29 protein-coding genes and 1 tRNA gene are annotated in these 20,191 nt (G+C 69.7%); 1 reads left to right on the top strand and 29 read right to left on the bottom strand.

Annotation, left to right across the window (positions count from 1 at the left end; genetic code table 11):
- Positions 1-7: 7 nt before the first annotated feature.
- The 17 genes from BJ982_RS18885 to BJ982_RS18810 all read right to left on the bottom strand — a co-directional run bounded on the left by BJ982_RS18885 (position 8) and on the right by BJ982_RS18810 (position 11,521).
- Complete coding sequence (locus BJ982_RS18885; RefSeq protein WP_184881843.1) at positions 8-160, bottom strand: hypothetical protein; 153 nt, start codon at positions 158-160, stop codon at positions 8-10.
- A 96-nt stretch (positions 161-256) separates the two neighbouring features.
- Positions 257-502 (bottom strand): hypothetical protein, encoded by a 246-nt coding sequence (locus tag BJ982_RS18880; RefSeq protein WP_203959300.1) that lies wholly within the window; start codon positions 500-502, stop codon positions 257-259.
- Entirely contained in the window at positions 490-2,391 is a 1,902-nt protein-coding gene (locus tag BJ982_RS18875; RefSeq protein WP_184881840.1) for a phage minor head protein, read from the bottom strand. The genes BJ982_RS18880 and BJ982_RS18875 overlap by 13 nt, the downstream gene beginning before the upstream one ends.
- A gap of 147 nt (positions 2,392-2,538) precedes the next feature.
- The gene (locus BJ982_RS18870; RefSeq protein WP_184881838.1) at positions 2,539-4,263 is read right to left on the bottom strand and encodes a hypothetical protein; all 1,725 of its coding nucleotides are present in this window, start codon (positions 4,261-4,263) and stop codon (positions 2,539-2,541) included.
- Between the two features lie 18 nt (positions 4,264-4,281).
- Positions 4,282-5,547 (bottom strand): phage terminase large subunit, encoded by a 1,266-nt coding sequence (gene terL / locus BJ982_RS18865; RefSeq protein ID WP_203959301.1) that lies wholly within the window; start codon positions 5,545-5,547, stop codon positions 4,282-4,284.
- Positions 5,541-5,786, bottom strand: a complete 246-nt coding sequence (locus BJ982_RS38560; protein ID WP_203959302.1) for a hypothetical protein — start codon at positions 5,784-5,786, stop codon at positions 5,541-5,543. Before BJ982_RS38560 ends, terL begins: the two co-directional genes overlap by 7 nt.
- An 85-nt stretch (positions 5,787-5,871) precedes the next feature.
- On the bottom strand, positions 5,872-6,177 hold the full coding sequence (locus BJ982_RS18860) for a hypothetical protein (RefSeq protein ID WP_184881836.1): 306 nt from the start codon (positions 6,175-6,177) through the stop codon (positions 5,872-5,874).
- An 18-nt stretch (positions 6,178-6,195) separates the two neighbouring features.
- The gene (locus tag BJ982_RS18855; protein WP_184881834.1) at positions 6,196-6,678 is read right to left on the bottom strand and encodes a hypothetical protein; all 483 of its coding nucleotides are present in this window, start codon (positions 6,676-6,678) and stop codon (positions 6,196-6,198) included.
- A gap of 12 nt (positions 6,679-6,690) precedes the next feature.
- Complete coding sequence (locus BJ982_RS18850; RefSeq protein WP_184881832.1) at positions 6,691-7,668, bottom strand: right-handed parallel beta-helix repeat-containing protein; 978 nt, start codon at positions 7,666-7,668, stop codon at positions 6,691-6,693.
- Positions 7,668-8,864, bottom strand: coding sequence for a DUF4082 domain-containing protein (locus BJ982_RS18845; RefSeq protein ID WP_184881830.1), 1,197 nt, complete (start codon positions 8,862-8,864; stop codon positions 7,668-7,670). The genes BJ982_RS18850 and BJ982_RS18845 overlap by 1 nt, the downstream gene beginning before the upstream one ends.
- A 172-nt stretch (positions 8,865-9,036) precedes the next feature.
- On the bottom strand, positions 9,037-9,273 hold the full coding sequence (locus BJ982_RS18840; protein ID WP_184881828.1) for a hypothetical protein: 237 nt from the start codon (positions 9,271-9,273) through the stop codon (positions 9,037-9,039).
- Positions 9,274-9,509: 236 nt separating this feature from the next.
- Positions 9,510-9,971 carry a hypothetical protein gene (locus BJ982_RS18835; RefSeq protein WP_184881827.1) on the bottom strand — a complete coding sequence of 154 codons (462 nt, stop codon included), beginning with the start codon at positions 9,969-9,971 and terminating at the stop codon, positions 9,510-9,512.
- 87 nt (positions 9,972-10,058) lie between these two features.
- Positions 10,059-10,131 (bottom strand) — tRNA-Met (locus tag BJ982_RS18830).
- Positions 10,132-10,218: 87 nt separating this feature from the next.
- Entirely contained in the window at positions 10,219-10,485 is a 267-nt protein-coding gene (locus BJ982_RS18825; RefSeq protein ID WP_184881825.1) for a hypothetical protein, read from the bottom strand.
- A 24-nt stretch (positions 10,486-10,509) separates the two neighbouring features.
- A complete protein-coding gene (locus BJ982_RS18820) occupies positions 10,510-10,695 on the bottom strand; it encodes a hypothetical protein (RefSeq protein WP_184881823.1) in 186 nt (61 codons plus the stop codon).
- Positions 10,696-10,700: 5 nt separating this feature from the next.
- Positions 10,701-11,033: a hypothetical protein gene (locus BJ982_RS18815; protein ID WP_184881820.1), complete on the bottom strand. Its 333-nt coding sequence runs from the start codon at positions 11,031-11,033 to the stop codon at positions 10,701-10,703.
- Between the two features lie 149 nt (positions 11,034-11,182).
- Entirely contained in the window at positions 11,183-11,521 is a 339-nt protein-coding gene (locus BJ982_RS18810) for a hypothetical protein (protein WP_184881818.1), read from the bottom strand.
- 158 nt (positions 11,522-11,679) lie between these two features.
- Here BJ982_RS18810 and BJ982_RS18805 point away from each other — a divergent pair, with 158 nt between their 5' ends.
- Entirely contained in the window at positions 11,680-12,231 is a 552-nt protein-coding gene (locus tag BJ982_RS18805; RefSeq protein WP_184881816.1) for a hypothetical protein, read from the top strand.
- A 16-nt stretch (positions 12,232-12,247) separates the two neighbouring features.
- Here the strand turns inward: BJ982_RS18805 and BJ982_RS18800 are convergent, their stop codons facing one another.
- The 12 genes from BJ982_RS18800 to BJ982_RS18745 all read right to left on the bottom strand — a co-directional run bounded on the left by BJ982_RS18800 (position 12,248) and on the right by BJ982_RS18745 (position 19,872).
- On the bottom strand, positions 12,248-13,159 hold the full coding sequence (locus BJ982_RS18800; protein ID WP_184881814.1) for a hypothetical protein: 912 nt from the start codon (positions 13,157-13,159) through the stop codon (positions 12,248-12,250).
- 246 nt (positions 13,160-13,405) lie between these two features.
- Positions 13,406-14,032 carry a hypothetical protein gene (locus tag BJ982_RS18795; protein ID WP_203959303.1) on the bottom strand — a complete coding sequence of 209 codons (627 nt, stop codon included), beginning with the start codon at positions 14,030-14,032 and terminating at the stop codon, positions 13,406-13,408.
- Positions 14,033-14,040: 8 nt separating this feature from the next.
- Complete coding sequence (locus BJ982_RS18790; RefSeq protein WP_184881813.1) at positions 14,041-14,301, bottom strand: hypothetical protein; 261 nt, start codon at positions 14,299-14,301, stop codon at positions 14,041-14,043.
- Positions 14,294-14,938, bottom strand: a complete 645-nt coding sequence (locus tag BJ982_RS38555; protein WP_203959304.1) for a DUF5662 family protein — start codon at positions 14,936-14,938, stop codon at positions 14,294-14,296. Before BJ982_RS38555 ends, BJ982_RS18790 begins: the two co-directional genes overlap by 8 nt.
- 83 nt (positions 14,939-15,021) lie before the next feature.
- On the bottom strand, positions 15,022-15,579 hold the full coding sequence (locus BJ982_RS18780) for a hypothetical protein (protein WP_184881811.1): 558 nt from the start codon (positions 15,577-15,579) through the stop codon (positions 15,022-15,024).
- The gene (locus BJ982_RS18775; RefSeq protein WP_184881808.1) at positions 15,572-15,814 is read right to left on the bottom strand and encodes a hypothetical protein; all 243 of its coding nucleotides are present in this window, start codon (positions 15,812-15,814) and stop codon (positions 15,572-15,574) included. Before BJ982_RS18775 ends, BJ982_RS18780 begins: the two co-directional genes overlap by 8 nt.
- Positions 15,807-16,016: a hypothetical protein gene (locus tag BJ982_RS18770; protein WP_184881807.1), complete on the bottom strand. Its 210-nt coding sequence runs from the start codon at positions 16,014-16,016 to the stop codon at positions 15,807-15,809. Before BJ982_RS18770 ends, BJ982_RS18775 begins: the two co-directional genes overlap by 8 nt.
- A complete protein-coding gene (locus BJ982_RS18765; protein WP_184881804.1) occupies positions 16,013-16,228 on the bottom strand; it encodes a hypothetical protein in 216 nt (71 codons plus the stop codon). Before BJ982_RS18765 ends, BJ982_RS18770 begins: the two co-directional genes overlap by 4 nt.
- A complete protein-coding gene (locus tag BJ982_RS18760; protein ID WP_184881802.1) occupies positions 16,212-16,625 on the bottom strand; it encodes a single-stranded DNA-binding protein in 414 nt (137 codons plus the stop codon). The genes BJ982_RS18765 and BJ982_RS18760 overlap by 17 nt, the downstream gene beginning before the upstream one ends.
- Positions 16,626-16,627: 2 nt before the next feature.
- A complete protein-coding gene (locus BJ982_RS18755; RefSeq protein ID WP_184881800.1) occupies positions 16,628-18,229 on the bottom strand; it encodes an AAA family ATPase in 1,602 nt (533 codons plus the stop codon).
- Positions 18,229-19,311: an LvrA C-terminal domain-related protein gene (locus BJ982_RS18750; RefSeq protein ID WP_184881798.1), complete on the bottom strand. Its 1,083-nt coding sequence runs from the start codon at positions 19,309-19,311 to the stop codon at positions 18,229-18,231. The genes BJ982_RS18755 and BJ982_RS18750 overlap by 1 nt, the downstream gene beginning before the upstream one ends.
- Entirely contained in the window at positions 19,312-19,872 is a 561-nt protein-coding gene (locus tag BJ982_RS18745; protein WP_184881796.1) for a PDDEXK family nuclease, read from the bottom strand.
- Positions 19,873-20,191: the final 319 nt, after the last annotated feature.

Raw genomic sequence — 20,191 nt, 5'->3', positions numbered from 1 at the left:
GAGTGGCTCAGGAGCGGATGATGGGCGCGCCGACAAGCAGCAGGCACACCGCGGCGGCGCAGACAAGCGCGGCGACCCACGACTTACGGATGCCGGCCACGACGGCGGCGGTGCCGAACAAGATGATCGCGAGCAGGGTGAACACATCTGGGCCGCTCATGGCGAGTCTCCAGTGGGGCAAGTGCGGGAATGCGAAAGCCCCGAGCCAGACCTGCTCGGGGCTGGGGGTGTGCTGACGTACGGCGTACGCCGCGGTTTAGGAGGGGCGGCGGCCGGTCTGCGGGTCCAGGCCCATGGCCTGGCGGGCGCGACGCTGGAAGTCGTCCTCGGCGTCGGCCGACGGGTTCACATCCAGGTAGTGCTGGTTGTAGTCCGATCCGGGGCGCCGTCCCTCGGGACGGAACTCGGCGCCAGGGAGGCGCTCCGCCACCCAGGCGTCGTGGGCGGCGGCGAGGGCGGCAAGACGCGCGATGCGTGCCGCGCTCGGCCTCACCGGAGCCATCGCACCGCCTGCCATGTCGTGCCGAGCATCGCCTGTTTTCCGATCCACCTCGTGCGGCCTGACCGGCGCCCGGCCTGGCTTATCTCGTACGGCGTCGGGAAATCGTCGGCGCCGAACTCCACAGTACGGCCCCGCTCCAGAATCTGCTCGGCATCGCCGATCTCCATCTGAAGTTGCGTCACCAGCTCCGCTGCCTGCGCGTCGTCTCCGCTGGACTGCGCATCGGCCAGGTCATACCGGGCCCGGTCCAGGACCTGCTCGAGGCGGTTCAGGCACCGGCGCGCCGAGCTCTCAGCGGCCCAGTCGTACCCGGCGCGCGCCCATGCATATCCGCCCACGTCGATGTTCGCCAGCAGCTCCACACGGTCGACCCCCGAGTCGACGTACCACTCCAGCAGGTGGCGATTGAACGCGGCGGCCAGGCCTTGGCCCTGTGCGTCGGGCTGGAGTTCCAGCAGCCCGTGCTTGGCCCACAACGTGCCATCGCTGTCGCGATGCAACGACCGGATGAACTCGCCAAGCTCGGCATCCGCGCGATGGAAGGTGCCGCTGATGATCAGACGGTTTGGCATAACCCGGACGGCACTCACCGTGGCGGTGAACCCCGCGTAGGTGCCCTCGATGTGCTGGGTGACGGCAGCCCGAATGTCTGTCTCGCGGGCCGCGGCGTCGTCGGCGTCTGTGGGAATGAGGGCACCGATGCCCGGACGTGAGGAGTTGGCCGGGGAGCCCGGCTTGGGCTCGGGGCGCGGTGCCCGGGTGTCTTGTTGATCGGTGGCGGGCAGTGTGTCGGGGGTCAGCCGCGTGTGAGGCTCGGGCAGCGTGCCGGCAGGACCGCGGTCTGCTCCCAGATCCCTGAGTGGCGTGACGTTGTAGCTATCCCGCCACCCGTCGACGCTCCGGCGGGTGGACAGATCGTCCCAGGAGATTTCACCGTCCTCCAGCATGCCGAGCCGGGCCGGGCCGAGGATCGCCAACTGCTCGCTGCGGGATAGTGCGTCGAAGACGGCCCGGGCGTCGGGGATCACGTCGTCCGGCTCATCGAGGTCGATACCGAGTTCGCGCCAGCTCTTGGTCTTCGGGGTGCGCGCGCATCTGCCGGACTGGTGATCCAGCGGCCCCGGCTCATCGAGGGGATGAAGCTGGCCGTGCTGGGCCCAGCAGCTCGCACATGACCGGGCGTCCAGTTTGGCCGTCCACACCCACCCGGCGAGCGTGGCGGCGTTGGCGTCCTGGGCGGCCTGAGCGCCGGCGCGGTGCGCGTCGAGGATCTCGGTCCTGGCGATGTTGGTCGCTCTGGCCAAGCCGCCGTTGAACTCGCCCTCGCACCGATCGACCATGCGCCGGGCCGCCTCGCGCGGGTTGCTCCCGAGGACCACGCCGCGGACGAGTTCCCGGCGCATCGCCTCAGTGGCATCAGCTGCCAGCGGCCAGTGCCGCGCGTTGATCTGCTCGGTGGTGCGCTGCACGATCCACCCGACCGCGCGCTCGTCGATCCGGCCGAACCGGATACCGGCCCGGGCACGGGGGCTGCCCGGCATCTGCGACAGCAAGATCGGGTCGGTGCCCTCGACCGCCAGATGCACCGCCTGCCAGGCGGCTTGGGCGACGTCGTTGCTGGCCTTGAGGGCAAGGTCGCCGAGGCTGCGCGCGGCCAGGTCCAGGGCGCGCTGCACCCGCTGGGAGCGGGTCACCTCGCGCCGGGAGGGCCACCGGCCGCCGGTCGCTGCGGCGATGAGCGCATCAGCCGCGGCGTTGAAGGCGTCGATGAGCTCGTCCCACGCGCGGACCCACGCCCGGGTGGTGGCCCGGGTCTGCTCATCAACGATCTTGTCGAGGTTGGCCCGCATCTCCCGGACCAGTCGCAGGGTCCGCTCGGTGATCGCCACGCCCGCCCCCGTCCCGCCCGAGGGGCCCGTGGACGACGGCCACGCGACGCCCGCCCTCATGCCGCACCGTCCGCGCGCGGGGCCCGCAGGGGCATGTCCCCGACGCGGTGTGCTCACCCGCGTCGGCCGCCGGGATGAGGTGCAAGGTCATACCGACACCGGGTCCTTCTCCCCACGGGGTGGCCGGCGCTCGTCGCGGCGCGGCTGGTCGGGCCGCGCCGGCGGGGAGTCACCGCCGCCGAACGCGGCCGCGGGGTCCTCACCGCGGCGGAACCGGTCCACCGCCTGCTGGCCGGCGTTGGCCTTCGGCGCGACGAACTCTCCGTTGTCGTCGGTCACGCGCGCCAGGATCTCGTCCACGTCTCTGACCTTCAGCGCCTGCAGCAACTGCCTCAGCACGATCAGCGGAGGCAGGTACTGGGTGGAGTCGGCCTCGACGATGGCCTTGATGAGCTGGCCCTGGTCGACGTCGTCCAGGTCGGGCCAGACGATGTCGATGGTGCGCTCGGTCACGCCGCGCAGCGTGACGACCTCCTGGCCGTCCTCGTCCACGGTGACGGCGCCCTTGAGCATGCCCATGGGCGCCTTGACCGACTGGTCGATCACGTAGTCGTAGATGGTGCGCTGGACGTCGGTCCACAGCTCGCGGCGCATCTGCATGGCCAGCTCGGTCGGCTGGTCGAGGGTCTCGGCGACCGCGCGGGCGCCGGTCTGCCCGGGGTCGCCGAGCAGCATGGTGACCGGGACGTCGAGCGCTGCGGCGGTCATCGCCGCCAGCGGCCGGCCGGAGTCGCTGTCGATGGTGGCGCCGGACTTGGGGATGGCCTCCAAGACCATGTCGGGGGTGCCGAGCGCGGTCGCGCCGGCGTACTGCGGGTCGCCGGTGACGGTGTCGCGGGCCGGGGCGGCGGCGAGCCGGGCTCGCGCGGCGGCCTGCTTGCTGCCCTTGCTGGTGAAGCGCCAGGCGAACCGGCTCAAGGACTTGACCAGCCGGGCCCAGTCGGTCAGGAACTCCCGGTAGGCGTTGGCCCAGTCCACCGCGGCGTAGGCGTCGGGGATGCCCCACCGGGAGCCCAGGGGCCGGTTGACGCTGACGTGCAGGATCGGGGCGTCCCACATGACGTCGGCCTTGCCGCCGGTGACGGTGGCGATGCGGCGCGGCCGGATCTTGGGCCGGTACCCGAGCGCCGGGTAGATCGCCGAGCGGCGCTCGGTGATCACGCCGCCGGATTCGATGTCGCGCCGGTCGATCCAGTACTCGCGCCGGTAGTACCAGGGCTCGCTGGAGTCCTCGGGGTTGGTGATGACCTCGACGATCTCGTCCCACGGCACCGTGCGGATCTGCACCCGCCCGGTCCGCGGGCTGGTGAACAGGGGGAAGAACAGGTTGCCGTCGGTACCGAGGGCGCGCTCCAGCTCCTGGCGGGCCTGCTGGGAGGAGAACGCACGGCGGTTGCCCGGGTCGTCGAGGAAGCCTTGGATGACGGTGTTGACGTCCTGCAGGCGGCGGCCCTGCCGGTCGCGCTGCCCCGCGGCCCGGGCCGTGACCTGCACGCCCTGGCCCCACACGTAGGAGGCGCGCAGAGCCAGCCCCCGCTTGATCAACGGGTTCTTGATCGCCATGACCCGGACCACCGCGGTGATGTCGGCCAGGCCCTCGCGGGAGAACTCCCGCTCGGCGAGCGCGGTGAGGTGGACATAGCCGGGCTCGCGCATCCGGTTTTCGAGCTCGGACAGGCTCTCGCGGAAGAACGCGGCGTTCTCGCGCTCCTGCCGCAGCTGCTCGGCCAGCTCGGTGTGGCCTGTCCAGCGCGCGAACGTCTCCCGGAGGGGAAGACCAACGCGTTCACGCACGGTGTCGGTGAAACCCACGGTCACCTCCCCGCATGGTCAGATCGGGCTGATCTCGTAGTCGTCCAGCTCGCTGTCGAGCTCGTCGGCCTCGACGATGAGGGTGCCGGCGAGTAGCGGGGCCAGCAGGAGCCGGTTGATGGCCTGAGAGGTGCCGTCGACCTGGTCGTCGTGGCGGCCGTTGGGAAAGGAGGCGTGTTCTTCGATGAAGTCGCCGACCCACGGGGCGAGCTCGGGGGCCGGGAGGAAGACCTGCCCGGCCTCGGCGAAGGGGGAGACCGCGGCGGCCCGCGCGTACTTGCTGCCGTGGGGTTCCTCGGGGATGAGCCCGGCCACCGTGTTGCTGAGGCTGTTGATTACGGCGGGGCCGTTGGCCTTGTCCTCCACGAGCTTCAGCGTGGCCTGGGGCCACTTGACGGCCAGGCGGCGGACCGCCTTGCGGGTCTCGACGAAGGTCATCCGGTCGCGGACCTGGTCGAGCAGGTAGACCTGCAGGCCCCAGCGGGCCCAGACCTGGCCGACGACCCAGTCGCTGCTGTCGGTGTCCTTGAAGGCCATGTCCCAGGACTGGATGACCTCGTCGGGGTTGATCGCCCAGTAGGAGCCGTCGTCGCGGACGATCCACCGCGGCGAGGTGTACTCGCGCCACCAGCCGCGTTCGAACAGGTCACCCTCGGGTGCCGTGGGCCGCCCCTGGTAGAGGGCGTTCCAGACCCGGGAGCCGACAGCGACGCGGATCTGCTCCCACTGCTCGACGGTGCGGCCGCGCGCGGAGTTGAGATATTCGCCGGGCTCGCGGCCGAGCGGGTCGGTCTCGCCCTTGGCCGGGTCGTGGTCGGCCTGCGCGGGGATGTTGATCACGCGCCAGCGGTGGGCGTCCTCGGCGGCCAGGAGCCGGCCGACGAGGTCGTCCTCATGCCAGCGAGTCAAGATCACTACCACGGGCGCGCCGGGGGCCAGGCGGGTGTTGGCGACGGCTGTCCAGAAGCCCCAGACGACCTCGCGCCAGGCGGCGGAGTTGGCCTGGATGAGGTCGGCGATCGGGTCGTCGATGAAGATCGCGTCGGCGGGTTTGCCGGTGAGGCCGGCGGTGAGGCCGACGGCGCGGACGCCGCCGCGGCGGCCGGCGATGCGCCAGCGGCGGGCGGCGCCGTTGTCGGGGGCGATGCGCAGGCCAAGGTCGAGGCTGCCGTCGGTGCCGTCGTTGCCGGTGATGTGGTTGCGGATGTTGCGGCCGAACTCATCGGCCAGGTCCTGGGCGTAGCAGGCGATTGCGATGCGCAGGTCCGGGTTGCGGGTCAGCATCCACAGGGGACCGACTGTGGTGACCCGGGTGCTTTTCCCTCTTGGGGCGGCACCGTGACGATGAGCCGGTCGCAGCGGCCTTCGGCGACGTCGACGAGCGCCTGGTCGATGAGGTGGAGGGCTTCGGTCTGGACCGTGGTGGGGTCGATCGCGGCGGCGAGCTCGCCGGGGGTGGCCCAGCGGTGCACCGGCGGCTCGAACATGCGGGCCGCGGCCTCCCAAGCGGTGAGGGTCGTCATGAACGGCCCTCCCACGCGATCTTCGCTAACCAACGGGAATGGGTATTCCCAAAAGTAATCGACCCTTACGAAACCTCAGCTTGACTCACGTAACCGTCAGCACCCACGGCGCCTCCACCACCGGCAGCTCCGGTGCCGCCGTCACCCGCCCCCACACGCAATACGTCGCCCGCGCTAGCGGGCGAGCTGAATCCGGGCCGATGAGGATGCGAGACGCCGGCGGCGCCGCCCCGGGAGTCCAGGCGGCATCCACCCAGTCCCCGCTCACCGGCCCCCGCGGGTACACCGTGATCGCCATCTGCACGGGCAGCGTGGTGATGTTGCCGGGCGCCACGTCGAAGTCCAGGTGGAGGAACTCCGTCGACGAGGCGGGGATGCGCTTTTGCAGCACAGCGCACCCCCGCTCCTGTCACGTCCAGACCTGGCCTGCAGCCCACCGGGACCGCGGCCGCCCGATCACGATCCGGATGTCCAGCGGCGGCGGGGTCAGCACGTCCAAGCTCCCCGCGCGGCCCGGCAACGCGAGCGCCAGCGCCGGCGCGCTCTGCCGGATCACGGCCCGCGCCTTGGGCGTGCCCTGGGCCAGAAGCGTCCCGGCGCCGCCCAGGACGAGCGCGAAGGCAGGTGCGCTCTGGCGGATGATCGCGGCCGCAGACGGCACGCCGCCCGTCAGCAGCCTGCCGAGACCGCCCACGGGCAACGCCAGCGCGGGCGCGGACTGCCGGACGATCGCGGCGACCTGTTCGCTGCCCGCGGTCTCCATCGAGCCGGGCGGGCCCATCGCCAGGGCCAGCGCCGGCCACCCGAAGATCGTGATGGACTGGGCCTCCAGGCCGGCGTCGGGGGTGATGGTCACCGCGAGCGCGGGGGCGGACTGACGGATGACGGCCACGGCGTCGCCTCCCTACGGGGGCGGCACGAGCTGGCCGTCGCGGACGCCCTCAGCCCACCGGTTCCCCTCCCACACGTTGCCGTCCACGCCCCAAGGCTGCGCACCGGTCGTGTGCCCGAAGAATCCGCAGTCCTGGAAGTACCTGGTGGAGAACCTGTTGTTCCTCACGACGAAACCGGTCGCGGACGAGTTGCCGGGCTTGGACGGCTCATAGCCCGCGTACAAGCCGTAGCCGCCGCCGGCGATGAGGTTGCCCTCGATCAGGATGTTGGTGTACTGGCCGGGGAACTCTGCGCTCTGCTGGAGCGACAGTGCGCCCGTCTGTGGCATGCCGGCGCCTTGGCGGTCGAGGACGAAGGTGTTGCCCGTGATGACCAGGTCTGAGACGACGCCCCCGTTGTGGAGTAACCCGTTGTTGTGGTCGCCGCCGGGCGAGGCGCCCACGCCGCCCTGGTCATTGTCCCAGTAGGTGGTGTCGTGGCAGTAGTTGCCCGTGATCGTGTTCCGAGACCCGGCGATCTGGATGGCGTCCGGGGTCCAGTGGATCTCGTTGTGCGCGATGAGCACGTCGTCGGAGAAGACGCGGATGCCGTAGTTCAGGCGCATCCCGTCGTAGGACTCCGGCGTGCCGTCCTGGTCGCTCCTGGCCGCGATTCGGCAGTACTGGATGGAGCAGTTGCTGTTGTCGGCGTGGGAGAGGTTGATGCCTCCCAGCGACGGCTGCCAGCCCTCGACCCAGCACCCGACGATGTCCACCCACTGCACGCCTGGCGCGGTGTGGATGGTCGGGCCGATCAGGTGCAACCCGGAGATGACCAGGTGCTCATCCTCGGTGCCGCTCTCATCGATGATGATGTCCGGCCCACCTACGATCGTCTGCGCGAACGAACCTGTCCACCCTGGCCACGCCTCCGGCCCCGTCGTGGCCGCAGTGGGCGACGCGGGCGGCAGTCGCCCGACACGCGAGCCGACGATCAGCTTGTGCGGCATCAGAAGACCGGGAAGTGCACGAGCCCACCGGCAGGGGGATGGTAGTCGAACTGCGTGGTTCCGGACTCGGCCTGCTCGAACTGCACCAGCAGGATGACCGGCTGGTTGGCCGCGCCGCTGGCGGTGCGGTCGGAGAGCACCAGGTACAACGCCTCACCGGTGATGCCGCCGAACTCGATGGGGTCGCAGTCCAGGATGGCCACACCGCGGCCGCACTCGATCCAGGTCACCGTGCCGTCGGTCACCGTGGTGAGCGGGGTGGTCGGCCAAGTCGGGGCACTGGATGCGGAGGTGCCGGCGGCGATGCACCGGTAGACGTGGCCGTTGGAGGAGGCCGGCCTGACCAGGTCGCCCACGGCATAGGCGGTGGAGTTGGCGCGCGCGGTGAGGGAGGCGGCCGACACGAACGTCGAAGACTTGCCTGTGAGCACCTGTCCGGTCCCTTGGACGTATCCATGGCCCGTCACGACCTCGTTGGCCAGGCCCGAGACCCGCGACAGGGTGGTGATGTCGGGAGTCCAGGCGGCGGTGTGGAGGGTGGCGACGATCGTGCCGTTCTCCCAGTCGATGAGCCCGGCGAACGCGTCTGGGAGCGCGGTGCCGACGAGCTGGGCGCTGACGGTGCCGGTCTCCTCCGGGTCTCCTCCTCCGCCGCTGCCATCGGAGTCGCTCAAGATGGGTTCGACCCAGAAGTTGATCCCGTTGGCGTTGGTGACCGGCCTGGCCAGCGTGGAGCCCGCCACGAACTTGCCCTGGCCGCCGGCGGAGTCGTTGATGCCGGGGGCCGACAGGTTGGTGTCGCCGATGCCGCTGGTGCCTGCGCCTGAGCTCCAGTAACCCGTGGTGGCCGTGTAGTGGCAGTTAGCGGTATCTCCTGGGTCGGTGAACAGGACGCCGCTCACGTATTTCACGCCGGAGGCGACAGCCGGGTACGGCGTGGTGAGGAGAGCTTCCTGCCACCCGGTGGCGGTGGGTGTGGTGAACGCTGTCTGGCTGCCGGTGATCATGCTGGTGGTGTCGTGGTTCCACGTCGCCACGTCGGTTCCGCGGACCGCCGTGGTGCCTCGGTAGTACCTGTAGCCCTTGAGATACAGGTCGTTTCGTGTGGTGCGCCATTCCACGCCTGCCGTGACCGCCGAGTCCGAGGCGGCGGTGTCGGGGCCGTTGGTGGCGGGCCAGAGCTTGTAGTCGGTCACGGCGGCCTCCCTGGTGGTTGGTGGCCGCGAGGCCTTGACGCTGGTGAAGGTATGCTCGGCCGCCCCGCCGCTGCGGGCTGGCTAGTTCCCCGCCCTACACCGCGACGCCAACGCGGCCCGTAAGACGCAGCCGGCCATCAGCCGGAGGGGCACGTACGGGGCAGCCGAGACGTCAGGCGCGGAGTCGCGGCACGCGCGTGTAGTCCCAGCCTTCGCGTGGCTGGACCATCGCGGCGTGCGCGCAGAGCTCCCACGAATAGAACGTGTCCTGCTGGCCGAATCCGCCTGGCGGGACGGTCTGGATCACCGCCAGATGAGCCCACCAGTCGTTGTGGTGCAGCAGCCAGGCGAGCAGGTGAGCGCCGTGGCCGAGTGACGGCAGCCAGACGGGTGGTGGACGCTCCTCCATGCAGGTGAGCGTACCCAGAACTTCGAACGTGCATTCGAGAGGGTCAGGTGCGGTCCTGGCGGCGCAGCGATTTGACCGGTCGTCCTGCCACCAGGACCGCCCCAAGAACCTACTGCACCGACCCGAGCGGGAGCAGAGGGACCAGGCCGCTGCTGCCTGCTGCCAGTTGCCGCCATCTGGCGCCACACTGGCAGATCGTTGTGCTGCCGGTGCGGCAGGCGCAGCAGCGCGGCCTGTCACTCATCGGTGCACCCCGGCCGAGGAGGCATGGACGACAGAGGGATCGTCGCCACGTGCTTGGAGAAGTCCTCGGTACCAGGGACCACGAACTTAACGCCCTTGTCGTCGAGGTCGTACACGGTGACCTTGGCGAACAACCCCGAGTCGCCTTCATACACCTCGAGCCGGGAGGAGTTCGTCGGATCGATGCCGTTGCTCCTGGCCCACGCCAGGAACTCACCGTGGAAGGGGTTCGCATAGAACTCTGCGCAGTACGCGTTGCCCGGTTCGCCCCGCTCGTTGGGGTCGAAAAGGAACAGCGGAGCACCGGTGGAGGCCATGGGCTCTTCAGCAGTCGCCTCCGCGGCCTGCGATTCCGCCTGCCGCCGGTCGAACTCGCGAGCGGCCGCCGTGTACTTCAAGCCTGTCTCGGCCATCAGCGCGCGGATCGTACGCTTCCGGTTGTGGTTCGCCGGCATGGGGGCCTCCATGGGGAATCGGCGGGTACGGGGGCACGGTGGATCAGGGCGCCACGGGGGCGTGGGGTTCCCACGCGGCGCCCTTCGTAGCGGAGCTCGGATTCGAACCGAGGACCTTCGACTTATGGGGCCGACGAGCTACCAACTGCTCTACTCCGCCATAGGACCGGATCGCCACGGCGGCCGATCCTCTCAACCCGGCCGGCCACGCGTGATTCCGTGGACACGCAGACTGCCGGGTCGAAGATCATGCACGCCTGGTGAGATACCCCAGCGCCTCCGCAGTCTCCGCGGCGATGCTGTGCTTGAGCTCCTGGTGGTAGGTGTCGATCACCAGGCGTTCCCGTGGCTCTTCGAGGGCGTCCAGGCCGTTGAGCACATGCGTCAGCAGCGCGCGGCAGATGGCGCGCTCACGCGGAGCCAGCACGGATAGGTCGGCGCGGTCGAGGACCACGGTCGTGGCGCCCGCTCCCTGAGTGACGTACACGAGGGCGGGCCCCTCAGGCGCGGGCATGCTCCGAAGACCGCCGGCCACGGGTCACCTCTTCCTGACTGGGACAAGACGTCGTATGGCGTCGGCGCCGAACTCCAGGAGCCGGCCGTTGCCCTGATACAGGACGATCACCGGCCCGGCCTCGACCGTGACGGGCAGGTCCAGCCCGCGCCACCGGCGGACCCACTCGGCGACCTCGGCGACGTCCGCGGCGGTCAAACGTCCGCGCACCGCGCTCAGCTCTCCGCGCCGAACAGGTCCCGCTCCAGATCCTCAACGTGGCGGCGGCGCTGCTCTTCCTTCGCCTTCTTCGCCCGCTCAGCCGTCCGGATGTGCTTGGCCAGCGTTGCTTCGTTGTCCGGATGGGACATGAAGCACATGAGCAGGTACAGCGCCAGAACGCCGAGCCAGGCCAGCCCGGCGATACCAGCGAGGCGCCAGTCGCTGAACCAGATGGCGGCCGCCGTGCAGGCGACGGCTGCGGCGCCTATCCACATCGTGAACCGCAGGAGCTTGGCGACGGCCTTGCGCAGGTTGTCCCGTTCGATGTCGTTGAGCTTGTCTTCCACGTGGTTCTCCAGGGCCGGCGGTGGTACGGCCCGGCCCTCTGCGGCCCTATACAGAACGGGCCGGGCCGTACCGGGTGGGGCTGCGCCAGTCGGCGGGCGTGCGGACCAGCGCAGCGGGGCGCGCCGCTGCGGGGCAGGCGGCACGCCGTCTATGGAAGGGCGGACGCGCGGGCGGCGCGCAGCTGCGCGCGCAGCGCGTCACGCTCCTCGGGGGTCTGCGGGACCGGTTCGCCGCGGTCGAGCTGGCGGGAGATGGTCTTCAAATCGTGCCAGTCGTACCAGGCCGTCTTGCCACGTTTACGCAGCTTGAGGGCGTGGTGGCGGGATGCCCAGACGCGGACCGTGGGCTCGGGCCGGCCGAGCCGCGCAGCGGCCGCGGCGATGGTGATGGGCTCACGGATCGGGGGTTCCTGCACGCCGAGCACCCCCCCGGCAAGCAGAAAGCCCTCGACGGTTTCCCGTTCGAGGGCTGGCAGTTCCACAATCAAGGCGATTTATAACACGCCGCTGGGTCAAACGCCAAGTCAGTACTTCCTCATCGACGTGATCCAGATCGTGACCCCGAGCGTCTTCGAATGGACGATAGGGCACACGATCGGTCCAGCTCTCGCTCACGACCGCTCCGCCGCTTCGAAGGGAACCACCAATGGACACCCCTCAGCCGAATCCCTTGTACTCCGCTGACGGGGTGGAGCAAGAGGGCGGCACATCGTGGGTTATGACCGCAGCCGTTGGTGCCGCGGTCCTAGGCTCCGTGGTGCTATTCGGCTTCGTGATCTCCATGTTCGTCACCGCGGCAAACCCAACGCCAGTAGAGATTCGGCCTTCTGGGTATCTCAGCCCGTACGACGTGATGGCCGTCATGAAGGACCACGGGCTCGTCTGCGCTGAACAGACTCCCATTTTCACTCCGGCTGATCATCCAGAACGCAAGATGGCGACGTGCAGGCTGGAGTTCACGAGAAGCTCCGAACCCTCTATGACAGCGACGGTCGTCATCTTCGACTCCGTCGATCAGCGTCAAGAGTCGGTTGCCGAGACCGCCGTGGCGCTATCGAGAGCTCAGCAGCCCGGCTACACCGACTTGTGGTCGGTCGTCGGCGACAATTGGATAGTCGACTGCCCTGATCACTATTACGGCGCGCGGATCGCAGAGGCCCTCGACGGAACTCTCATCAATGCTGCCTACGGTCAGTAGCATGCCGTGGCGCAGGTCAGGCTCGACGACTGAGAACATCGTCGTTGTCGGCGCGAGCGAGGCCACGTCGTCGGCAGCCAGCCCGGGTTGCGGCCGCCCTCTGCTCGTCGACGAGCTCGTTGTAGGTCATCGTGGTGTAGTCGGTGCCGCACTCCCAGCAGCGGGCACCAGCCATGACGCCGTCGTCATCGAGGACTTCGCGTAGCTCGGAGAACCCGCACCCGCCGCAGGCGACACCGTCGAGTCGCCGCACGGGCGGTGGCGTCTCGCCGAGAAGGCGGCGGCAGCGGCGGAGCAGCTGTAGGACCTCGAGGCCGGCGTCGGCGCCGGACAGGTCGAGGAAGACCTCGGCGTAACCGGCCGCCTCGCGGACCAGGCCGCGGGTGCCGCGCGGGAGGGTCGCCGCGGTGGTCAGCGACACGGCGCGCATCATGGGTTCGGCCGGGAGCGCCAGGAGCACGGCGAGGTGCTTGGTGAGAGTGCGGGCGGCGGCGTCGACGGCGATGTGCGCCCGGCGCCGGCGCGAGGCGTCGGTGTCGATGTGCAGCCGCGCCACGGCGGCGACGCGCTCCTCCCAGGAGGTGAGGATGGCGACGATGTCGCGGAGCAACTCGTCGGCGTTCTCGGAGAGTGGGATCGGCGCGGTCTTGGAGACGGCGACCTTGGGGCCGGAGGACTGCCTCTTGGTGCCGAGCTCGGCGTGGACATCGCGCCAGCGTGCGGGGAGTACCGCCAGGACCTGAGCGATGACGGCCTCGTCGGCGGCGCAGAACACTCGCGGGGTGAGCGCGGGGGCCCGGCGCGTGGTGCCGTCGACGGCAAGGAGGCGGGGGTCGGTGCACTGGTCGCCGCGGGCGCACTCGGTGAGGCCTGCGTTGCGCCAGTACCCGTCGTCGGCTGCGGGGTCGCTGTGCAGGTAGTAGGGCATATCGGGTCTCCCCCCAGGTAGCATGAGGACAGACCGTGATCTTTTGGGTGATGACGGCGGACGGGTTATGTGCGGCTCCCTGGTGGCAGGCCGGGAGCCGCAGCCGTCCTTAACGGGGGTGTAGGCAGAGCGGGGTGCGGGTCAGGGCGAGGCGGCGCTCGGGCATCCAGCGGCCGGCCGCGATCGGCATGGGAGAACCTCTGCGGCATCCTCTGCAAGGACCCACGTCACCAGCTGACCCGCCCATCAGGACCCCACCGCCGCCCGTAGTTCTTCCGGTACCACCACGCCAACCAGTGCTCGCTGCTCCGGCGACAACTCCAGCCGCGCCAGCACCCGTGAGATCACGCCAGCGAGCAGCACCCCTTGCTGCTCGGTCATGCGGACCAGCGCGGCATCCACACCCGCTCGTATCGCCGCAGCGGACACATCCACCAGGTGCTTGCGTTCCTGCTGGTAGAGCACCAGCCACGCGTTCGGCTTCGCCGCTCTGGTCATGTCGGTGCCGGGGAACTCCCCCGATGCCTTGTCGACTTCCTCGGTGACGCCCCATACCAGGTCGTCCTCGGCGAGCTCGGCGACCTTCTCGCCGAGCCAGGTGACATGCCCAGCGGTGCGATGCACCTCCTCCAAGAGCGCGGCTGCGGGGTCGATGGTGCGAGGCAGACCGTAGGTGGCGACCGCGCGGCGTGCCTCTTCCGCGCGGGCGGCGGTGACGTGGTTGGGGGTGTTGCCTCCGTGTTTGCGGCAGTGCCCGATGCCGACGTGGTCGGTGCCCCAGCCGGCCGGGTGCCGGCAGGTTGCACCAGAGCCGTCGCGTTTGCGGGCGCCGCATTTATCTCCATGTCCTGTCGCTTCAGGCATGGTGTCCATGTCCCGTGTCATGAGGCGGGCCTTGTTGCGGCTGGCCCCTGCGGAGGTTCCTCAGCGACGGTCTGATGGTCGTGGTCGGCGGTGAACGGTTCGGGTTCGCGGATGACGAGCGCTCTCCCCCACGGCGTGAACTCCTCGGCCATGTGCGCGGTGGTCAACGTCTGGCCGTGGTGCTCCTCCCAGACGTCGGCGAGCGCGCCGAGGATGGCAGCCGACACCTCGAGGCGGGCCGGGAGCGGGATCACGGCGAGAACCGGACGGTCAGACATCGCCACCTCCCGTCTGCTCGCCGTCGGCCGAGGGCTGGGTGCGCTCGTCGCCTTCGAACTCCAGGCAGTCCATCGCGCCGTCGGCGTGCGGCCCGTCGTGGCCGGCGTGGACGTTGCACGTCAGGGCGTCGCCGTTCGGGGCGTGGCCGCGGGCTCCGCACTCCACCGACGGGATCCAGCCGAAGTGCGCGGCGGTGTTGCGGAGGATCGCTGCGAGCTGCGGGCTGAGTTTGAAGCGTTCGCGCTGGATCTCTAGGCTGCGCGCGAGGTCGCCGTCAGCGTGGCGTTCGGTGGCGGCCTTCCAGTCGGCAAGCATCTCGATGAGGTCCACGAGGGTCATCCCGTAGACGCCGCGCGTGCCGAAGTGCTCAGGGTGGTGGCGATTGTTCGCGTAGTGGTGCCGCAAGCCCTCGCCCATGGCCTCCAGGAAGCCCTTGTACTCCTCCGAGCCGTACGTGGAGCCCTTCAGCTTCGGTGTGAACTCGTTGAAGATCTCCAACTCGGGCGGCTCGGTCTTCGACAGATCGTGTCGCACGGAGCGTTCGACCAGCTCGGCGATCGGCTGACCCATGAGGGCGCCAACCCGCAGCGAATGCTTCAGGGTGTCTGCGGTGCTGTCGTAGGTGGTCTCAGCCATGGTCGGTCTCCTCGGTTGCAGAGGTCGGGGTCTGCTCGCCGTCGGCGGGCTGGTCGAGCAACAGGAGCACCGCACGCCCGGCGTCAGCGAGGACGGTGTCGGCCGGGGTCAGCCCCCAGTCGTCGGCGGTGCGCGAGCGCGGCCCACTGGGCGGCGACCTCGCGGACGCGAGCGATCTGGCCGCGAAGCGCTGTACGGCCCTCAGAGGCGCGCGATTCATCCGGTGAGCGGACGTCCCGAGCAATGCCTACCGAATCGCCCTGAGGGGCCTCACAGGCCCGCACAGGGGCATCGCCGACCGACCGCTCCCCCACACCGAACGCTCCGCGCGCGATCCGGGCGGCGTTGTCGTGGCCGTCCACGTACGCCATGCACGGCGACGGAGACAACCAACCGCCCCGGTCCTGCGCGTCGCCGTGGACGTTGGCCTCGATCAGGCGGGCGATGTGCTCGGCCAGGAGCGGCGCAGCGGCCTGCAGCGCGACCGCGAGGATCGCCTCGACGTCGCCGCGGCAGACGGCGCACTCGGCGTCACGCCCGCGCTCGTGCGCGCCGTGCGCCGTCCACGGCCCACTCCCCCACGGATGACCGAGGACCGCGCGGACGGCGGCCTGTACGGCGTGCGGCGGGATCTCACGCATCGGGCGCCTCCGCGGACACAAGCCGGTAGCCGGTCGAGGTCGGGCGGAACCGATCCAGGCGGATCCGGGACTGCCGCGGCGGCCGGGTGTGCAGGTGGCGGGCGCCGGGCGGGATGTACGCCTCGACGACCGCGTGCGTGTCGCCGACCTCGACCACGTGCACCTTCCGGCCGGCGGAGCGCTTGTCGCAGCCCGCCCACACCTGGCCGGGCCGGACATCAGGCGTCTCAGGCATCGAGCCTCCTCAGGCCGCGCCGGGGCCGGACCACGCGCGTCCCGTCCTCCCGCTCGATGAGCACGTTCACCGGGGCGTAGTCACGGATCAGCGGCATCGGCCAGCGCCGCGGCGGCAGGTCCTTGCGCCGCTGGTAGGGCTTGATGAGCACGGCCACCGGGCGGCCGTGCTCCAGGTGGGTGGGCTCGGGAGCGGGGGTCATGCAGACTCCTCGAAGTCGGGCGGTCCAGGGTTTGTCAGGAGCTGGGCGAGCGTGCCGATGAGCTGGCGCATCGACGGGACCCACGTGGGCACTAAGGGCTGGTCGCCCCACTGCGAGCCGCAGGTGCACACCTGGTCGTCCGGTCCGGCGTCGGGCAGGCAGTCGCCGCAGTTCGGGCACGCAGGGACCATCGCGTCAGAACGGCGGCTCATCCGGCGTCCCCCCATTCGCCCACGGGTCACCGGCAGCCGGCGAGGACGGCTTGGAGCGTTCGGCCTGCTTGGGCGGCCATCGCAGGTTTGGCCCGGCCGAGTCGACGCGGACTTCGATGCGCGAGTGCTTCTCGCCGTCCTTCTCCCAGTTGTTCTGGTACGCCTGCCCGGTGACGACGACTGCGGCGCCCTTGCGCAGGTGTTCGACGATCTGCTCGGCGAGCTGGTCCCACGCGGTGCACGTCCAGAACGTGGTGTCGGCGTCCTCCCACTGGTCGCCGTTTTTGCGGCGCCGGGAAGTGACGACGGTGAACCGGGTGATGGCCTTGCCGGATTGGGTGAACTTCATCTCCGGGTCGCTGGCGAGGCGGCCGGCGAGGGTGATCTGCGCGGACATGGTCAGTTCCTTCCGGTGGAGGATTCCCAGCCCGCGGGCGGGATGTAGTCGGGGGCGATCTGCCAGGGCCAGTTGCCTTCGCCGCCGTAGGTGAGCCGGTTGGGCCAGTCGCGTTCGTCGCGGCCTCCGCGCCAGGGCTTGACGGCGACGGTCTTGCAGCGCTCGCCGGGCCGCTGGTCGGGGTCGTCGGGGGCGATGCCCAGGCCGAACTCGGGCCAGCGCAGCAGCAGGCTGGAGCCGACCGGGCGGACGGAGCGGTTCTTGCCGTGCTCGCCGTGGCCGGCGTGGGCTTCGATGACCATCGCGCAGTCGGCTTGGACGCGGGCCTGGTCGAGGATGGCGACGGTCTTGCGGGCGGCTTCTTCGTCGTTGATGTTGCCGGCGTGGAGCCGGTAGAAGGGGCCGATGAACAGGATGTCGGGCTTGTGTGCGGTGACGCGTTCGAGCAGCCAGGCGGCGTCGTCGGGCCGCAGGACGTCGATGCCTTCGGGGCGGTGGATGAGGCGGAGCGCGCCGTCGGGGACGCGGTGCCCGTACTTGATCGAGCAGGCGGCGAGCGGCCGGAACTTGCGGCGGGACTGCACTTCGGAGTTCTCGCAGTCGATGAGCAGCACCCGCTTGGGCGGGATTTCGGTCCACTTGAACGGGTGCAGACCGGCGGCGATCATCACGGCCATCTGCCGGATCGCCATGGACTTGCCGAGACCCTCGAACCCGGTCCACACCAGGCGGTCGCCGCGCTCCAGCAGGTCGGGGACGATCCAGTCGTGCTCCTCGTCAGGGACCGAGATGAACTCCCACAGGTCCGGGGCCAGGTCCACCCGCGGGGCCTGCTCGGAGGACCACACCTGGACGAGTTCGTCGAGGCTGTGCCCGCGCTGCAGGTGCTCGGTGACGTCCTTGCCGTTCAGCGGTTCGACGGCGCGGATGCTGGCGGCGATGCCGTTGAGCGCACGGGCGACCTGCCGGCCATGCGCCTGACCGAACTCGTCCATGTCCACGACGATCGTGACATCCGCCTCGCGGAGGAAGTCGCTGTACTCGGGCTGCCATTTGCCCGCCCCGCCGGGGTTGCAGGTGGCGATCAGGCCGAGTCTTTCCAGCGTGTGGACGTCCTTCTCGCCCTCGACGATGAAGATCCGCTGACCGCTGAGCACGCCCTCGATGACCTTGGGCAACCGGTAGGGCACGCGGCGGACATCACCGAGACGCCAGGACCAGCCCGTCTTGCGGGTGCGGTCAGGGACCCGCTGGGGGAACTGCTTGTCGGCGGTGCGGCACACCTGGAACAGCAGGTTGCCCTGCTCGTCGACGTAGTCGTAGACGGCGACCGCCGGGCCGCGGGGCGTCCACTCGCCGGCGCCGGGGGCGCGCTGGTCCTCGCGGGGCTTGCACAGGTCGGCCCAGGTGAGGTCCAGCGCGGCGAGGATGGCGTCGCGGTCGCACCCGGCGTGGCAGTTGAACACCACCGGGTGCTCTTTGCCAGGGCCGACGCTGAGGCTGGCACGACCGTCGTCGTGGGCCGGGCAGCGGGCGTCGTAGCCGGCGCCGGAGCGTCGGGCGCCGTCGAGCTTGGGCAGCACGAGCTCGTGCAGGACGTCCATCAGTTCTCCCAGAAGTTGCCGACGGGGACGCGGGGGCGGACGGGGCGCTGGTCCTTGTAGCGGCGGTTGTTGAGCCAGCCCTGCGCCCACTTGGTCTTCTCCGGGTTGCGCGTGGGGTCGTCGCGGAACCACTGCGCGGCCTGGATGATCCGCTCGGGGTCGTCGCCGCGAGCCATGGCGGCCTGCCACGCCTTGAAGCCCTCGAACTTGCCGCGCTTCTCGGGGTACACGTCCCAGAACCGCACGAAGGCCGGGTCGGAGTCGTAGTCCTCGCCCTCCACGCGCCGCTTGCGGCGCTGCCCCCCTTGGGGGGTAGGGGGGTTGCTCTTATCTGTCTCTGTCTCTGTCTCTGTCTCTGTCTTTGGGGATCGCACCCGACTCGCCCCCCGATCGGTATGCGAATCGGTGGTGCGATCGGTATGCGATACGCCGCCTTCCCGCAGGTCAGACAGCTCGCCTTGTACGCCGCTTTCGTCATGCGGTGAATCTGCGGTCGCATTGCTGTCGTTGCTGCGGTCGCTGCGGTCGCCGTCAAAGTGCTGCTGCGGCGCCGCATTCGACCGCTCCCCCGGATCGGTGCGATTCGCACCCCGGATCGCACCCGAATCGGACCCCCCATCGCTCCACCGATCGGAGGTGCGATCGGTGGAGCGATCCAGGTTCGGTTTGCAGTGCTTGCAGTCCGCCTTGACGACGCCCTTGCCCTCGTGCCACCGCTTGTGGTTGCCGAGCGACCCGCCAGCCGCCTTGTCCTGCAGAAGCTGCAGCACCTCGACCTTGCTGCGGTTGCGCTTGATGTAGGCGGCCACGATGTAGCCGCCGTCCGCCTCCAGCAGCAGGCCGGCCTCGATGAGCCGCTTGGCGTCGCGCTGACCGTTGTCCCAGGTGTCCGGGTAGACCATCAGCCCGATCTCTTCGACCGGGACGAACCCGTCGGTCAGGTTGCGCTTGCAGTAGCAGATCATCAGTACGTACAGGTCCCGCAGCCCCCGCACCTCGGACCCGTACCGCAGCAGGCTGCGCAACTTCGGGTCCTCGGCGAAGTTGACGGCCAGCTCGATGTGGATCTCCCCCGCGGCCATCTACGCCCCCAGCTTCCGGCCGACGCCGACCTCGGGACGCGGCGCCCGCGCCATCCGGTAAGTCGGCCGCAGCACACCCGCCCCCTCGGCCGCCGGGGCCGGCCAGTACAGCGGGTGGTCGCCCCCGCCGACGTGGCCGCACCGCCAGCAGGCGCCGTCCTCGTGCACCCACGTCCACAGGCCACAGCCGCCGCAGTCGGTCAACCAGAGCTTGCGCTCGCCGTTGGGGGCGTGCCACGCCGCGGCGTCGCCCGGCCCTGCGGCCTCCAAGACGACGACGTGGATGTGCGCCCACCAGCCCGGCCAGTCAACCGCGAGCGTGTCCCGAAGCTCCAGCGCCTTGTCCATGCGCTCCCAGTGCGGGCCCTTCACCTCCGCCCAGGTGTGCAGGTTGGGCAGGTAGAAGTCCGGGAGGTAGAACTGCCCGCTTTCCAGTTGGAGGGTGAGGGGCTCGTACTGCCAGTAGATATCGAGGGCGTCGAACGTCGCGGCCCAGTCCGCCTCCAGCGCGGACCGGAACGTGACGCCTCTGTATGTGAGAGGTACAGCTCGGATTTTCACCGCGGGGGCCTTCCGTACTCGCGAGCTGACGTGTGGATCGACGGAACAAGGAGAAGCTCAGGGCGAGGGTGGGGCATCTCTTCGGGCACCCCGAATAGAGGCCTCGAACGGCCGGCCGCCGTAACGGCGCCTTTCACCGACCGGCCCGTACGTCAATTGGATGGCATTTATTCTGGCATTGTGAAGGCTGGCCCGCAAGCCTTCGGCTGCATTCATCGCGCACTCCAAGAATGTCCCGGAGTGTCCGATTGCGACGTTGATTAATAACACTTTCGGAGACGATGTCGAATAAGACTTGCCGGTTTATTAATGCTTCCAC

The sequence above is a fragment of the Sphaerisporangium siamense genome, from assembly GCF_014205275.1.
Taxonomy (GTDB): Bacteria; Actinomycetota; Actinomycetes; order Streptosporangiales; family Streptosporangiaceae; genus Sphaerisporangium; species Sphaerisporangium siamense.
This window is presented reverse-complemented; position numbering and strand designations above follow the sequence as displayed.